The following is a 15,324-nucleotide window of genomic DNA, read 5'->3' on the forward strand; positions in this document are numbered from 1 at the left end:
CGCCTTTCAGGCGGCGGGCCTACAGCGTCACGGGCAGTCGTGTCTCTCCTCTTGCCGGCACGAAAAACCCGGCCACATTCTCTGTTGACGCCACTCAGGCCGCAACGGAGAAGCCTTTGCCCTGGATCGCCTATCATCCATTTCATCGCCGCGGCATTTCTGACCAACGGCATTCCGCATTTCGTCAACGGGGTCAGCGGCAGGCGCTTCCGCATCCCCTTCGCGCAAGGGGCAAAGCTCGCCTCGCCGACGGCGAATGTCGTCTGGGGCTGGGCCAATTTCCTCATCGCCTTCCCAAGCCGCTCGGGCAGATCTCGCCAGTGACCACCGGAACGCCCCGGGAACACTGCTCGTCGCGGCGCCCTTTTGTTACTCGGGCGGCGCGACTACGCTTTCGGTGTCCGCCCCAGCCTTCTGAAGATCCTGTAAACTGCCAAATTCTCCCGAAGGCATGACACTCGGATGTATTCGGAAGCTCTTGTCGTTCAAATTGCCGGCGTAGCGGTTATGCGCGAACTGCACGTATCCAGGCCCATGGTCAGGAGCGTAGACATAGGCTGCAAGCCCGTTGCTACTGTCGATCGACACGATATTGCTCTCGATACGATTAGGACGTGCCCATGACGGACGCCAACCCCTGCCCGTACCGTCATCAACGCGAAAAGCCGCGCCCGATCCGTGCGTGATAACGTTTCCCGTCACCAAGTTGCTCCAGCCGCCGTTGATGCCGATCGCCGATATATTGTCCGACAGCGTATTTCCTTCGATGCGCACACCACTGGCCTTGCCATCGGTGTAGATCGCCCAACTGATGGGAGTCGGCCATTCATTGATATTTTCATAGCCGAAAGGCCAAAACGTCCCATCGGCCCTGTTCATAAGTTGACCTGTCCCGGTGATCAGATTGTAGCGGATGCTGCTGTTCAGGAGGTCAGCCTGCTCGCCCATCAGCTTGATGGCACCGCCATCTGCCGTCTGCTGATTGGCATTGCGGATCTCGTTATGTTCGATGACTGCGTCGTGGACTGCGTCTTGTGCTCCCCACAGTGAGCCGCCGGCGATACCGAACTGCGCAGTATTTTCGACCAGGTTATGGGCGATCCTGATGCTGTCTGTCGCCTGGAACCATATCCCCGCGGTTTCAAAGTAGACCCTTCCGATGTCATGAATATGGTTCGACAGGATTCTGGCACCGTCGGATCTGCCGAAGCTGCCATAGGTCGTGCCAACGTAAATACCGTTGCCAGCCACATCTCCAATCACGTTGCCGGCAATCAAGACATCTTTGCTCTCGGAAACATGGATGCCGACGCCGACATTGTCGATGGAGTTGCCAAGCAGCCGAACACCGTCCGAGTGATCGAGCCGTATGGCCCCAAAGCTTCTGGTGTCGGTACCGAACTTGCCGCTGCCCTGCGGATCCCCATCCCGAAACCGGAGCCCGGATATAACCATACCGTCGGCTCCATCCAGCCTGAAGAAGGTCGGCAGGATGCCGGCCACAACCGTAGAACTGGTTGGTAGCCCATCGGTCGGGATATAATCGAGTTGACCCTTGGTGCGGTCATACCACCACTCCCCGGGCGCATCGAGCAGCGCCGCCGCCCCGGCCAGAAAATAGCGGCTGCCTTCTGCGGTGAAGAAATAGCCGGTGCCTCGGGTATTTATCGCCCGGTTCGCGGCGTCGATTGAAACCACTGGGAGGGTGTCACTGCCCCACTGGCTGCCGGGGTGAAAACCACCGACGATGTGGGCGACAAGGCCTGCTGCATTTTTTGAGATCGGAAGATCGCCGGCATGGAAGCAAAAACGCGTGTTACCATGCCATAAGTCGTCGTCCTGCGTGCACTTAGCCGCGAAAAGCCACCCTTTGCGCGGGTCTCCATCGGGTGGAGCGTTGGGAAAGCGAGCCTGCGTCTGGCGCGCGCCGCTGACGAAAAGATCGCCCACATCCCGGCCCGCAGGCAGCTTCAGTGACGCCTTCCAGCGACCATCAGCCTGCGCCGTCCAATTGCGAACGATCGGGCCACCGTGCAGAACCGGCGCCTCGTTGCATCTCGCCGCGATGACCAGTCCCGCATCGCGAGCATCGAAGACTATCGGTTCAGCAAGATAGTAATCCCCATTGCCCATTGCGATCGTATTCTGGCCGCCCTTCTGGCGCGCAGCATCCCGCGCTCTTTCAATACTTGCAAAAGGACCGTCTGTACGCCGAGAATTTGCTTTAGGAAGGTGCCCGCTCCAGGTGTCTTTGCCCTCGGGAGAGACATAGAATACTGCCCGGGCCGCGGATGTTCCGGTCAATATGTTGCTCAGTGAAGTCCCCTTCAGCTTTTCCGAAAAGGTCGCCGGCGAAGCTTCCGCGCAGGTTGCATCCCTGACCGCCGTCCGCAGCCTGTCGGGCGCATCTGCGTCCGGGCTCACCGGGGCGAGCTTGCTCGGCTGCGGAAAGAGCATCGCAAGCGAAATGCTCAAGATCAGTGCGAAGCGCAGCCTCATGAGATTTGCAGCTCCGCCGTTGGGCTGCGGGCCGGCGCTCGCAATTGCCGGCCGGGGGCCGTCGAAACAACAACAGGCTTGTATAGAGAGAACATGATGATGGCCGTTGTGAACAGAATGAAAATGGCATCGTTCTGGATCAGGAAGATTGTCTCGGTCAGGTTCATCACCAAAATCACAACCGTGAAGACGTTCAGCCAGAGCCAGCCATAACGCGGGTCCCCGCATTGGAGGGCCGCCCCTTGGCGGAGTGCCTGCAAGAGCATCAGAGCGAACAAAGTCATTCCGCTTATTCCGAAGCTCAGCAGCGTATCGCGGAAACCATTATGGGCGTGGGGAGCCATCCATTGGATCTTTGCCCAGATAATCCAGGCTTCGGGGTTCGCCTCTGTCCAAAACGCCTGGTAGCCGAAGCCGAGCAGCAGATGATCGGCGATCTGACCATCGACCAGTTCCCACAAGGGCACTCGGCCCGTCAAAGTGGCATCCTTGCCAAGAGCCTCAAGGAATGGGACCAGGAATTCGCGAAGCAAAAGGAGGATCCCGACGAACATTTGAACAAAAAACAAGATGAAGACGATGCGACTGATGCCACGGAGTCGCTGCAACACGGAGTAGAACCCGATCAGGCAATATGCCGATACCGTCGCAATTGTCGCGGTCATCGATCCGGAAAGGAAGAGACAAGCCCCGCCCGCCATCAGCAAGATCAAAGCGGTTCGCCGCAAGCCTCGGTTACCGTCCATTATTACGGCGGTCGACACCAGTATCATCATGCCGGCGTACCAACCAAGACTGTTCTTGTGGATGAATATGCCGCGCACCGCGCTGTCTGTGGGCATGCGAGCGAGCCCCGGTGACACTAGAAAAATCAACAGGCTGAGGACGATACATGCACCGAAGGTCGCAAATGCAATGAGAAGTAACTGCCTCGGTGTAAAGCGTATCGCCAACACATAAGCCAGAAGAACGGTGAAGAGCAGACCGATGGCACGCCTGAAAGTCGTCGACGGGCCAACCGACCAGAAGACAGACATGAAGGGCATGGCGACCATCAGCGGGACAAGCCAATTTCGCTTGAGCGCTGTGATGAATTGCGGAAAATTTCGTGCCAGCATCAGCAATGTAAACCCGTATACGGGTAAACAAAGCAGACGCAATATAGACCTGGCATGATCGCTAAGGCCTCCGTCGGCATCCGCCAGCATGAGCGGGAAAAGCGCGCCTGTCTGAAGAAAAAGGCATAGGCCGGCGCCCCAGCATTCTATTGCCCGCCAACTGACAGTCGGCCCATTTGCTGTTCTAAGCGTGTACGCTCTCATTACCCGTCCCGACTTGCTTGGACATATGAGAGGTTGTTGATCGCGGCAATTTGGAAAGACATGCGTCCCCTTTCATAGCTGCGCTGCTTACCAACGAACAATCATCCCGCCACATCCCCGGTCAACCAACACAAACGAAGGCGGGGCTAAGCCTAACGTCCATACCCACCATCCAAGGACGTTGTTTGGATTAAGCTTACGGTCTACCCCTCCTCCAAAAGTTGGTGCTGGGGCCCACGACATTGCCCATAAGAGGAGATGTAACCTGTGACCAATCATCGGTAGCTTGACGATGAAAGCATACCGCGAAGCACGTCGCGCTGAGCCGCAGTTTCCGGTGAAGTGAGGCAATAATTCTGGCGCAGCCGGCTGTTGGCAGGTGACGCTTAGAAGGGTTGGGATTGCAATGGTTCTGCGTCATGGTCCTGGTTTTGTACGTTGTATAAAGGGAGCGTCACGCGTTGCGGCGTTGTCGGCGGTGACCCTACCGGCTCAAGGCGAAATCCTGATCGAGCAGAACTCCTTCCATCAATTCGCGCTGCCAAACGCGCGAGCGTTCGCAACTCCGGCGCACCGACGTGTCGCCCAGCGACGCGCTTGAGGGGTGTCATGGAGCGACCGACAATCAGCGTCCTTATCAATAACTACAACTACGGTCGCTTCGTTGCCCGGGCAATTGACAGCGCCTTGAGCCAACAGGCGTCCAATGTCGAGATAGTCATCGTCGACGACGGCTCGAGCGACCAGTCGCGCTCTGTTCTCGACGGCTATGACAAGCGGGTGAAGGTGCTCTTCCAGGAGAACCAGGGACAGGCCGCCGCCATAAATGCAGCTGTGAAGTTAAGCAGTGGCGACATCCTCTGTTTTCTTGATGCCGATGACTGGTGGGCGCCAGGCAAGCTGTCGGCAACAGCCGCTGCTTTCCACTCCAATCCTCAGGCATCGCTTGTTTATCACCGACTTCAGCCAACGCAGACCGATGGCTCGCCGGCCTTCAAGCCAATCCCTCGGACCCTGTGTTCAGGAAATTTGTCGCCACGGCTCGCCAGATCGGCTGGTTGGTGGCCCTTCCCGATGACATCAGCCGTCGCTGTAAGACGTAGCGCGTGGGATGCTGCAGGGGATATTCCCGAGCAGTTCCGCATGTCTGCCGATGCCTGGCTCACAGGCATCTATCCATTTCTGGGGGGCGTTGTCGCCTTGTCGGATCCACTGGGGTTCTATCGGATTCACAACAATAATTGGTATCGGCCAGTCGATGACGCCGCCATGCTGCGAAAGCGGATGGCCCATTGGCAGGCGACCGTTGAAGCGACGAACCGGTTTCTTTCCGCGCACGATCTGGCCGGAAGGCTGCGTCTGACTGATCACTATCCGTACCGGGTCGCCTCAGCCAAGCTGCAGGGCGCCGACACACGCACCCGGTTCAGCCTTGCTGTGGAAGGGCTCTTTTTCGCCGGAGAACCAAACTTGCTGAGGCGGACGCGTGATGCATTGCGCACCGCCTACGACTTGCCTCGACTTGGTCAGGATGTCGGCGTGTCGGAGTCAGCGGGATGAAGGCACTGCTGCTGGTTTCCGAACTGGAAGACTACACCATCTCCTTCGCTAGCGGCGTTGCGCGACATGCGCACGTCGTCCTAGCGGTTCCGCGCCGGCGCTACGCACACCTTGCTTCATGGATCGATCCGGCTGTCGATCTGCACCTCATGGACTGGCCAAGGCACCGCTCGCTCTCCAATCCCTGGTTCCTGCACCAACTCACGCGTCTTATCCGGCAAGAGCGGCCGAACGTCATTCACCTTCTGAGCAACTCGACGCTCTGGTTGAATTTTGCCGCGCCGTTCTGGCGCCCGATCCCGATCGTGACCACCGTCCATGACGTGGAAGTGCATCCCGGCGATTCCGACACCCGCACGCTGCCAGCCTGGGCTCCTCAATTGATGGTGCGGCAATCGGGTCATGTCGTCGTCCATGGCGAAGGGCTGAAACGAATGGTCCTCGAGCGATATTCAAAATCGCCTGATTGTGTCCATGTCCTGTCGCATCCCGCCATTCATCGCTACGCGGAGCTCGCTCGACGGCACCAGATGGCGCGGCGCGGCGCAGATGGAACTTTGCGCGTTCTGCTTTTCGGACGGATTTTTGCTTACAAGGGATTGGAGCATCTGATCCGTGCCGAGGCGATGCTCAAGGACCTGCTCCCCAATCTACGCATCACGGTCGCTGGCCGCGGCGATGATCCGTGGATCTTCCAGCCCCTTATGGGGGACGCCGGCCGCTATGATATTCGCAACCGCTTTATCGAGGACATGGAGGTCGCCCAGCTCTTTCTGGATGCCGACATCGTTGTCCTTCCCTATACGGAAGCCTCTCAAAGCGGCGTTCTCAATCTTGCCGCGGCATTTGGCAAACCGGTTATCGTGACTGATGTCGGCGAATTGCGAGCCACCGTTCTGCCAAACGGACTGGGAATGGTGGTTCCACCGGGAGATGTGGAACAGCTCGCGAGAGCCATCTGGACATTGGCGGAAAATAACGAACTCAGAAGCAGTTTCGGGACCAGCGCGCTTGCGTGGGCTACAGGTCCGAATTCGCCTCAACAGGTGGGAGCACAGGCTGCGGCCGTTTATCGTAAGGTGGTCGGGACATGCTGATGAACGCGCTCACGGATGGGAATCGCGTCGCGACGCGCAACGCAACCGCATCCGTCCGCCACTACGTCCCGGGTGGTTGCGAAAACGGTGGCGGAATTGGCAGGCTTGTCGGCTATATATCGAACACCGCGAAGGAGGCCGGCGAAACACACCTCGTCACTGACACCAGAGGGCCTCGGTGGTCCTCAGTTGCGTCGCCTGTGCGCCTGCTCGGCGCCGTCTTGATGATGGCGAAGGACCGGATAATTGCTCCGGCACGCATTCACCATATTCATGTCGCGGGTCGCGGCAGCACCGCAAGAAAACTGATCCTGACCGAGGCTGCCCGTGTCCTCGGGTGCTCTCATATATTGCACCTGCACGACTACGACTACGCGAGCGACTTTGCCGCACGCTCGCCACGTCAGCAAATGCTTGTACGCCGCATGTTCCAACATGCCGACCAGGTCGTGGCACTGGGCCAGCGCGACCGCATGACGCTAACGACGCTTCTCGGCGTGGAAGAGCGCCGCGTCGTCGTCATCCGCAATTGTGTTCCCGACCCCGGGCCGCGCAATGTTCATGTCGGCGAGATGCCGTTGATCATATTTCTCGGCCGGCTGAGCGAACGCAAAGGCGTTCCGGAGCTTCTGCTTGCCTTGAGTCATCCGATCATGAAAGAGCTCCGGTGGCGAGCCGTGCTGGCAGGCGACGGACCTGTGGAAGACTACCGGCGCCAGGCTGCCGCCATGGGACTTTCAGATCTGGTGAAAATGCCGGGCTGGCTTGGCGCCGACGAGGCGCAAGCCTTGTGTACACGGGCAGATATCCTGGTCTTACCTTCGCATGCCGAGGGCTTGGCAATGGCTGTGGTCGAAGGGCTTGCCCATGGGCTCGCCGTCGTCACCACGCGCGTCGGCGCGCATGGCGAAGTCATCTCCGACGGTGAAACCGGCGTCTTCGTACCTGTCGGAGACAAGGATGCCCTGGCTGCGGCGCTGGCTAAGCTCGTCACCGACCCGGACGTCCGCAACTATCTGTCGGCCAAGGCCCGCGCTCATTATCTCAACAATTTCAGTATGAAGGCTTACATGCGATCGCTGGACAAACTCTATGACGCTATCTCCGCGCAACCTCAAACAACGGCTGGTGAACAATGACTATTTCGACTGTGCCGCCAGACCGCAACACCTCGCTCTCGTCGATGCGCTACGATCCCCGGCTACAGGTAGAGACTCGTTCGGACGACCTTGATCTGACTTCAGGCCTGCGCCTTATCCGGCGACGGATGGTCATGATAATGGCCATCGTCATGCTACTTATGGCGGTTGCCGCAACCGTGATTTCGGGATTGAAGCCGACTTATCATGCCGAGTCCCGGCTGATCATCCACACGCCTCTGGCGACAAAGCTCGGCACCGACGAGTCCGGCCGCAACGATCCGCTGGACGCCACATCTGAGACCGAACGGCTTCTTTCCAGAAGCATCGCAGAGCGGGTAATCCGCGACCTGCGGCTCAATGAATGGCCGGAATTCAATCCGGCGCTGCAAGAAATCTCGCCTATCGACAAGATCCGATCAATGCTGCGCGGTTGGGTCGATAGTGAAAAACCGTCCTTGCCTATCCGGGACAGCATCGAGCCGATAATCCCGAAATACTACAAGGCCCTCCGCGTTTGGCGCGATGGCCAGGGTGACGTCATTCAGATCGGTTTCGATGCGGGCGACCCCGAACTGGCCGCCTCGGTCCCGAACCGGCTCATCAGCATCTACCTCGAAGAGCGGAAGGACAGTCTGCGCGGTCGAGTGGACGCAGCAGAAGAATGGCTTCTGCTGCGCATCGATGAACAGATGGGGCGCGCCAAGGCAGCACGCGATGCCGCCGACCTGTACCAGAAAACTACCGACGTTGCATCAAAAGACGACGATCAGGTTGAACAGATCAAGTCGATAATGGAGCTGGGAGAGCGGCGGACAAAAATCGAACAAAGCCGCGCTGAAGCGAGAGCAACGATATCCGCACTCGAAGCGGCCGACGACGCCTCGCTCGTCCTGCAGAGTATGGTCATTCCCGACAGTATTGTTGCAATGCAACGCGAGCTTCGTACGCAGGAGCAAGATCTCGAGCGCCTTCTCGAGACATATGGCAACACGGCCGAAGCCGTGGTCGACGCGCGCGCCAAGATCCTTAAATCCCGCACCGATCTCAGTCTTGCAACCGATCGATATCTCCAATCGATACACGCCAAGCTTGCGGCGCTCGATCATGAGGACGACGCAATCCGGTCGGCATTGGCGGTCGCTCATGAGAAACGCACTCGCTCTGCCCTGGCGCAAACCGAGTTGGCCCGACTCCAGCGCATGGCTGACAAAGAGCAAACGGCGCTGGACAAGCTCGAGGAGCAGCGCCGTGGCCTGGCTGCGCAAGCCATGTTGCCGGGCGCGGAACTGGAAGTCTTGTCACCGGCCGCGGTGCCGCTGGCGCCGAAGGGACGCGGGCGGCTTTTCTATTTGATCGGCGCCCTTTTGGCTTCGATATCGATCGCGGTGACGGCCGCATTCGTGGTCGAGATGTTGGACAACTCAGTCCGCAGCTTCGACCAGATGGCCGGAATGTCGCGCATCGTACCCGCCGGATTCATCCCGCACCTGAAACGGAAAGACCGGAGAGAGCCGTCGATGCTCTTCGGGAGCATGCAAGACGGGATGTTTGACGAAGCAATTCGCTCCGTCATGACTTCGCTCAAACAATCCAACGGCGGAAAGTTACCTAACAGTATCGTTGTGACGTCGGCTCACAGCGGAGAGGGCAAGTCGCTTGTCGCCAGATCCCTGGCAATCGATCTCGCCGCCAACGGAATTCCGGTGCTGCTTGTCGATGGCGATCTCAGACTCGGAAATCTCGACTCGCTTTTCAAATCGGAGCTAAAGCAGGGGTTGAACGAATTCCTGTGTGGACAGGCCGGAATGCGGGACATCATCCATCACCATCCAAGCGGCATCGACTTCATTCCGGCTGGCAATGCCAGTCTCCATCGGCGCGTTCGTTTGGCTGATGCGGCGGACATCGTCGCGATGGCCGGCTCACTCGGCCAGATCGTCATCTTCGACAGCGCGCCGGTGCTCGCCTCGGCTGATACGATGCATCTGACAGCGTTAGCAGAACGAACGCTGGTGGTCGTAAAATGGGGAAAGACGAGCCGTCGGGCCGTAGAGTTTTGCCTACATCAGCTGAAGACCGCGCGCAACGCAGAGGTTGCCGTTGCCATAAATAACGTCAATCCGAACAAACACGCCATGTACAACTTCAGTGATTCAGAACTGTTTGTGAGCTCACTGAGGAAGTACCACGAGTACACATGAGTTCGAACAGCATGTCTGCCCGATTCCGAAATAAATTACGGAGACCGCATTGAAAAACGAAAATAAAGTCGCGCTGGTTACGGGTATAACGGGTCAGGACGGTGCGTATTTGGCCGAATTGCTGCTGGAGAAGGGCTATATTGTTCACGGCCTCAAACGACGCTCATCGTCCTTCAACACCAGTCGCATCGAACATCTATACGAGGATCCCCATGTCGAAAATCCTCGCTTTATTCTGCATTACGGGGACATGACCGATTCAACGAACCTCATCCGCGTCGTTCAGGAAACGCAGCCGGACGAGATCTATAATCTCGCCGCACAGAGCCACGTTCAAGTCTCTTTCGAGACGCCGGAATATACAGCTAACGCCGATGGTACCGGCACCCTTCGGCTCCTCGAAGCAATTCGCCTCCTGGGACTGACCAAGAAGACCCGCTTCTATCAAGCATCGACCTCCGAGCTCTACGGCAAAGTTCAGGAAGTCCCGCAGAGCGAAACAACTCCCTTCTATCCCCGCTCACCCTACGCGGCTGCCAAGCTCTATGCCTATTGGATCGTGGTCAATTATCGCGAGGCATATGGCATGCACGCCTCGAACGGCATTTTGTTCAATCATGAGAGCCCGATCCGCGGCGAAACATTCGTGACGCGCAAGATCACCCGGGCGGCGGCTGCGATCCATCTTGGCCTGCAGGACCGGCTTTATCTCGGCAATCTGGATGCCAAGCGCGACTGGGGTCATGCAAAAGAATATGTCCGCGGCATGTGGCTCATGCTGCAACAGGATGAACCGGAGGACTATGTCCTTGCGACCGGCGAAACGCACTCGGTCCGTTCCTTTGTCGACAGGGCCTTTGCCAAGGTGGGCATGCCGATTGATTGGCGTGGGCACGGAGTTGAGGAAAAGGGATACGATAAGACATCCGGTCAGTGTGTGGTGGAGATCGATCCGGCTTACTTCCGTCCGACTGAAGTTGATCTTCTGATCGGCGATCCGACGAAGGCGCATACGAAGCTTGGCTGGAAACATGAGACCAGTCTTGATCAGCTGGTTGCGGAGATGGTTCGCGAGGATCTGAAAGTCATGGCACGAAATGTTCCGTCGGTCGGTGTAACCAAAGGTTTTGCCTATGCCTGAAGTGATCTACAGTCTTGCCGGAAAAAGGGTCTATGTCGCGGGCCACCGCGGCATGGTGGGTTCTGCGATCGTGCGGCGTCTCGCTTCCGAGGGTTGCGAGATTTTGACGGCCACCCGCGCCGAGGTCGATCTCAGACGGCAGGACCAGGTGGAGGCATGGATGAGTAAGCATCGTCCCGACGCTGTCTTCCTGGCTGCTGCAAGGGTCGGCGGTATTCTCGCGAACGCGACCTATCCGGCCGACTTCCTTTACGACAACTTGATTCTCCAAGCGAACGTCATCCACGCCGCCCATAGAACTCAAGTCGAAAAACTGATGTTTCTGGGCTCGTCCTGCATCTATCCGAAATTCGCCAATCAGCCGATCGTTGAGGACTCACTTCTGGCTGGATCGCTTGAGCCCACGAATGAATGGTATGCGATCGCCAAAATTGCCGGATTAAAGCTCTGCCAAGCCTATCGCAAACAGCACGGTAGAGATTTCATCTCGGCCATGCCGACCAATCTTTACGGTCCAGGCGACAATTTTGACCTCGGGTCAAGCCATGTCTTGCCGGCGCTCATACGCAAGACACATGAGGCCAAGGTCAACCGGCAACAAGAGATATGCGTCTGGGGTACCGGCACGCCGCGGCGCGAATTCCTGCATGTTGACGATTGCGCCGACGCCTGCGTCCATCTCATGAAGACCTATTCCGCCGAAAGTCATGTGAACGTAGGTTGTGGCGAAGACATTACCATCCTCGAATTGGCATACCTCGTCTCCGAGATCGTTGGTTTCGAAGGCAAGATCACGCGCGACCTCACCAAGCCAGATGGCACGCCACGTAAACTCCTGAGCGTCGACAAGCTTCGCACTCTCGGCTGGTCTCCTAAGATAGGTCTGAAGCAGGGCATCGCAGATGCCTACCGCTCCTTCCTTGACGGCCACCATCTCGAACGCAGCAACAGAGCTGTGTCCAGTGACTTGATTGGTCAAAGCGACATCAGTTTTGAGAAAACCAAGACTTCGGTGACGCACGCGGCCACGCTGTCGACCGTTGCGCATCATCCCTCGCCATAGGGAATTTGCACGAGGGATAACAGGGTTTTGTCTCGGGGGGACGCATATGCTGGGACGGCGCAAATAATGCAACCTGTAGAAATCAGGATTGCAGCGCTCATTTTCCTGATAGTCGTGTGGGTGATGATTATCGGTGCGGCAATGAATTTGTTTTCGGTCGAAATGCCGATATCGCTTGTCGCGCTATTAGGCAGATAGTCCACATCGGATGGCTCCACCGGGCCTTACCTTCGGCTGGACTTTCGGACGACAATCGCTACAGTAAAGTCGACAGGCGAAGAGAAGAGCCGGACGGAACCCGCCTCAGTTGATTGGCGGTTCCGCATCGATGTGGCTGGGCGGCAAGCTTGGCTGACCGAGCCCGAAGAACGCGCGCGCGGTCAAGCATGCGTCATCCCCTGGGACGCAGGCGCGGCAGACGTCAGGCCGAAGATCGTACACTTGGCAGGATGTCTCTGAACCGACGCGACCGACCAATGCGGAGCAGCGCGCACCGTCGCAACGCATTCCTTGCTGGTTCGCGGCTACGAATTGCGCCGGCAGCAAATCGAGAGCAGCGTCTGTTTCGGTGGAAAATCTGGGCCAGGTCGGCGAAAAGGAGCAGCAGGCTCCGCAGCCTTGGCAATCGAAATCGATCAATGATGTCATGGCCCGCTCCTACCACACAGCCCGCCAAGAGCAAAGCCTTCGCACGATTTACCGCCGCCGTTGAGGATAGGGCGGCTGGCGTTCTCCTGCAAGCCAGTCGCCGCACTCGTCGACTTTCCTGACGAGGCCGGGAATGCGGCGCGGCATTTCCAACAGGAGGCGCGACCTGTCAGCTGGCCTCGAGAATCATGTTGAGGGGCGTCTGGGCCGCACGCCGGATATGAGTGAAACCGCCTGAGCGGATCACCTCGGCCAATCGCCGCTCTCCCGCTTGCGCACCGAGTGCCAGCCCTGTCTCCTGCGCAAGCGAGGTCGGAACGCAGATCATCGTCGAGGCTGAGTAGTAGAGCCGTCCAACCGGATTAATGTTCTCCTCCAGCGTATCTCCGGCCATTGGTTCGACCACCATCCAGACGCCGCCCTCTTTTAACGCCTTTCGGATATGAGCCGCAGCGGCTTTCGGGTCGCCCATATCGTGCAAGCAGTCGAAGCAGGTGATCAAATCGAAATCCCGGCCGTCGAAGTCCTGCGCCCGGCCGACCTCGAAGTGCAGGTTCGTCAACCCGTGTGCCTGGGCGTGCGCGGACGCAGCGGCAATCGAGCCTGGATGGAAGTCGTAGCCGACGAACCGGGAATTCGGAAACGCCTGCGCCATCAGGATCGTCGATAGCCCGTGCCCACATCCGACGTCGGCCACCTTCGCACCCGTTTTCAACCTATCGGCGACACCCTCGAGCGCCGGCAGCCAGTCCTGCACAAGGGCGTTGACATAACCCGGGCGGAATAGTCGCGCGACGGCGCAGAACATGCAGCCGGCCTGATCGCCCCAGGCAACGCCTCGGCCGGTTTTGAAGGCGGACTGCACCTTCGGCTGGTTCTCGACCATCGCAGCAGCGGTATCGAACGCGCCAATCAGATTGACCGGGCTGTCCGGCTCGGCAAATACGAAGGCCTGTTCGGGCGTCAGCGAGAACAATCCTCGCTCATGGTGCACATAACCCGAGGCAGCCTGTGCCGCCAGCCACTCGCGGACATAACGAGGTGCGCATCCCGAGGCATCGGCAAGTTCGTCGGCCTTCACCGGCCCGATCTCCTTCAGCGTCCTGTACAGCCCGAGAGCATCTCCGATCCGGACCAGCGGTACGCTGACCGCTCCGCCGAGGTCGCCAAGGACGCGGCCCACGAGTTCATTGAGCGTTGTTTCGTTGATTTCCGTCATGTGAATTCCTCCCGGTCCTCGGATGGCGTCCTGCCATCCGCGATGCCAAGGATGAAGCTTGCCGTCTCGGCGAGCATGAGGCGGTTGTCCCGCGTCTGCGAAGAAATCCCGCTCCTTCGAGGGACACATGTCCCATCGGCATCGGAGGAGGTGCCTATCCACCTGCAGAAGCGGGACTATCGGGAGAGCGCGACGACGATCGCTTGCGAGCGGCTATGCACGCCGAGTTTGCTGAAGATCACCGACAGCTGGTTTCGCACGGTCTTTGCACTCTTGCCAAGCCGTTCGGCGATCGCGCGGTTATCTAGGCCCTCCGCGACAAGGTCGAGAAGGGCGGCCTCGGCGGGTGTCAGACCGGCCTCACTGACCGCACGCGGCCGCACCGACCGATCCTGCCCGAGAAAGGCGGCAAGTTCCGTTTGAAATACATTCCAAGCGGGCTCGTCCGGCAAGAGCACATGGTTCTTGCTCTCAAGCGGCACAAAGCTCGCGCCCGGAATCGCGGCGGCGAGCTTGCAACCCTGGTCAAACGGCACGCGCATGTCACCGCGGCTGTGTGCGATCAACGTCGGGACGCGCAGCATCGCCGCAAGGTCCAGCACGTCGATCCCCTGCATCTGCCAGAGCAGTTGTGCGGCGACGTCGGCCGATGCCGTTTGCCGCTCAAGATCGCCCCACCAGCGATGCTGTTCAGGCGTGCCGTCGGGGATAAAGAGATTGGTGAAGAACCGGCAAAACGCCGGATTATCGCGTCCCCAGCCGACGCGAACGAAATTGACAAGGGTCTCGGCTTCCAGCCGCTCCGCCTCGGTCTGAGCTCTGGCGCGGGCACCCTGACCGTAGGCGTTCAGAAGCACCAGATGCGATACTCGCTCGGGATACTTGAGGGCATATGCGATAGCGAGCGCGCCGCCCTGCGAAAGACCGAGGAGGACGAAGCGCGGCTCCTCGATCGACGCTGCCACGGCAGCAAGGTCTGCGTGCCACGCTTCGACCGAAAGGTCAAAGACATGCCGGTCCGACAGACCGCAGCCGCGCGGATCGTAGCGCACAAACCGGTTGTGGGCGGATAGCGCCTGGAGCCACGGCCGCCACACCGGGCTTTCGAGATCGTAATCGACATGGCTCAGCCAGTGCGCCGCCCGCAGGATCACCTGACCCTGCCCGCAAGACGCCATGGCGATACGGGTGCCGTCCTCGGCGGTAGCGAACCGTATGGTCTGACTGAGTTTCATCGGTCGAGAATATCGCAGCCGAAGATCGCATAACAGACCTATCTCCTACGGGATGATTCTCCGGGAAGACAGTGCAGCCTGGGAGGCTCGCTACGAAGCCTTTCGATCAGTTTCGCCCGCTTCGGGCCATATACTCGACCAGCGACCCGAACCCTCCCGCTAGCGCTTTAGCCAAAGCGAAGTCGCCGCGACCTCTG

At 58.8% G+C, this 15,324-nt stretch carries 11 protein-coding genes and 1 pseudogene; 7 read left to right on the plus strand and 5 right to left on the minus strand.

What is annotated here, in order from left to right; genetic code table 11:
• The first annotated feature begins 116 nt into the window (after nt 1-116).
• Nucleotides 117-418: pseudogene (locus OIU37_RS32345) on the plus strand (hypothetical protein).
• Here OIU37_RS32345 and OIU37_RS32350 read toward each other — a convergent pair.
• Entirely contained in the window at nt 370-2,499 is a 2,130-nt protein-coding gene (locus tag OIU37_RS32350; protein WP_264259861.1) for a right-handed parallel beta-helix repeat-containing protein, read from the minus strand. The pseudogene OIU37_RS32345 and the gene OIU37_RS32350 overlap by 49 nt on opposite strands.
• Nucleotides 2,496-3,821, minus strand: a complete 1,326-nt coding sequence (locus OIU37_RS32355; protein WP_264259862.1) for an O-antigen ligase — start codon at nt 3,819-3,821, stop codon at nt 2,496-2,498. The genes OIU37_RS32350 and OIU37_RS32355 overlap by 4 nt, the downstream gene beginning before the upstream one ends.
• A 609-nt stretch (nt 3,822-4,430) precedes the next feature.
• Here OIU37_RS32355 and OIU37_RS32360 point away from each other — a divergent pair.
• The 6 genes from OIU37_RS32360 to OIU37_RS32385 are packed head-to-tail and all read left to right on the plus strand — an operon-like array spanning nt 4,431 to nt 12,025.
• Nucleotides 4,431-5,381, plus strand: coding sequence for a glycosyltransferase (locus OIU37_RS32360; protein WP_180695635.1), 951 nt, complete (start codon nt 4,431-4,433; stop codon nt 5,379-5,381).
• A complete protein-coding gene (locus tag OIU37_RS32365; protein ID WP_171605092.1) occupies nt 5,378-6,478 on the plus strand; it encodes a glycosyltransferase family 4 protein in 1,101 nt (366 codons plus the stop codon). Before OIU37_RS32360 ends, OIU37_RS32365 begins: the two co-directional genes overlap by 4 nt.
• On the plus strand, nt 6,472-7,617 hold the full coding sequence (locus OIU37_RS32370) for a glycosyltransferase family 4 protein (RefSeq protein WP_180695634.1): 1,146 nt from the start codon (nt 6,472-6,474) through the stop codon (nt 7,615-7,617). Before OIU37_RS32365 ends, OIU37_RS32370 begins: the two co-directional genes overlap by 7 nt.
• Nucleotides 7,614-9,821, plus strand: a complete 2,208-nt coding sequence (locus tag OIU37_RS32375; RefSeq protein WP_171605094.1) for a polysaccharide biosynthesis tyrosine autokinase — start codon at nt 7,614-7,616, stop codon at nt 9,819-9,821. Before OIU37_RS32370 ends, OIU37_RS32375 begins: the two co-directional genes overlap by 4 nt.
• A gap of 49 nt (nt 9,822-9,870) precedes the next feature.
• Nucleotides 9,871-10,962, plus strand: a complete 1,092-nt coding sequence (gene gmd, locus OIU37_RS32380) for a GDP-mannose 4,6-dehydratase (protein ID WP_180695633.1) — start codon at nt 9,871-9,873, stop codon at nt 10,960-10,962.
• A complete protein-coding gene (locus OIU37_RS32385) occupies nt 10,955-12,025 on the plus strand; it encodes a GDP-L-fucose synthase (protein WP_264259863.1) in 1,071 nt (356 codons plus the stop codon). Before gmd ends, OIU37_RS32385 begins: the two co-directional genes overlap by 8 nt.
• Nucleotides 12,026-12,328: 303 nt before the next feature.
• On the opposite strand, the gene OIU37_RS32390 is transcribed toward OIU37_RS32385, so the two are convergent.
• The 3 genes from OIU37_RS32390 to OIU37_RS32400 all read right to left on the minus strand — a co-directional run bounded on the left by OIU37_RS32390 (nt 12,329) and on the right by OIU37_RS32400 (nt 15,127).
• Nucleotides 12,329-12,673, minus strand: coding sequence for a YkgJ family cysteine cluster protein (locus OIU37_RS32390; protein ID WP_027667015.1), 345 nt, complete (start codon nt 12,671-12,673; stop codon nt 12,329-12,331).
• A 169-nt stretch (nt 12,674-12,842) separates the two neighbouring features.
• Complete coding sequence (locus tag OIU37_RS32395; RefSeq protein WP_264259864.1) at nt 12,843-13,892, minus strand: class I SAM-dependent methyltransferase; 1,050 nt, start codon at nt 13,890-13,892, stop codon at nt 12,843-12,845.
• A 176-nt stretch (nt 13,893-14,068) separates the two neighbouring features.
• The gene (locus OIU37_RS32400) at nt 14,069-15,127 is read right to left on the minus strand and encodes an alpha/beta fold hydrolase (RefSeq protein WP_264259865.1); all 1,059 of its coding nucleotides are present in this window, start codon (nt 15,125-15,127) and stop codon (nt 14,069-14,071) included.
• Nucleotides 15,128-15,324 lie beyond the last annotated feature (197 nt).

Source organism: Rhizobium sp. BT-226 (genome assembly GCF_025847085.2).
Taxonomy (GTDB): domain Bacteria; phylum Pseudomonadota; class Alphaproteobacteria; order Rhizobiales; family Rhizobiaceae; genus Rhizobium; species Rhizobium sophorae.

Coding starts and splice junctions, on each gene's coding strand:
- OIU37_RS32350 (WP_264259861.1), bottom strand. CDS start 2,499: ATGAGGCTGCGCTTCGCACTGATCTTGAGCATTTCGCTTGCGATGCTC.
- OIU37_RS32355 (WP_264259862.1), bottom strand. CDS start 3,821: ATGAGAGCGTACACGCTTAGAACAGCAAATGGGCCGACTGTCAGTTGG.
- OIU37_RS32360 (WP_180695635.1), top strand. CDS start 4,431: ATGGAGCGACCGACAATCAGCGTCCTTATCAATAACTACAACTACGGT.
- OIU37_RS32365 (WP_171605092.1), top strand. CDS start 5,378: ATGAAGGCACTGCTGCTGGTTTCCGAACTGGAAGACTACACCATCTCC.
- OIU37_RS32370 (WP_180695634.1), top strand. CDS start 6,472: ATGCTGATGAACGCGCTCACGGATGGGAATCGCGTCGCGACGCGCAAC.
- OIU37_RS32375 (WP_171605094.1), top strand. CDS start 7,614: ATGACTATTTCGACTGTGCCGCCAGACCGCAACACCTCGCTCTCGTCG.
- OIU37_RS32385 (WP_264259863.1), top strand. CDS start 10,955: ATGCCTGAAGTGATCTACAGTCTTGCCGGAAAAAGGGTCTATGTCGCG.
- OIU37_RS32390 (WP_027667015.1), bottom strand. CDS start 12,673: ATGACATCATTGATCGATTTCGATTGCCAAGGCTGCGGAGCCTGCTGC.
- OIU37_RS32395 (WP_264259864.1), bottom strand. CDS start 13,892: ATGACGGAAATCAACGAAACAACGCTCAATGAACTCGTGGGCCGCGTC.
- OIU37_RS32400 (WP_264259865.1), bottom strand. CDS start 15,127: ATGAAACTCAGTCAGACCATACGGTTCGCTACCGCCGAGGACGGCACC.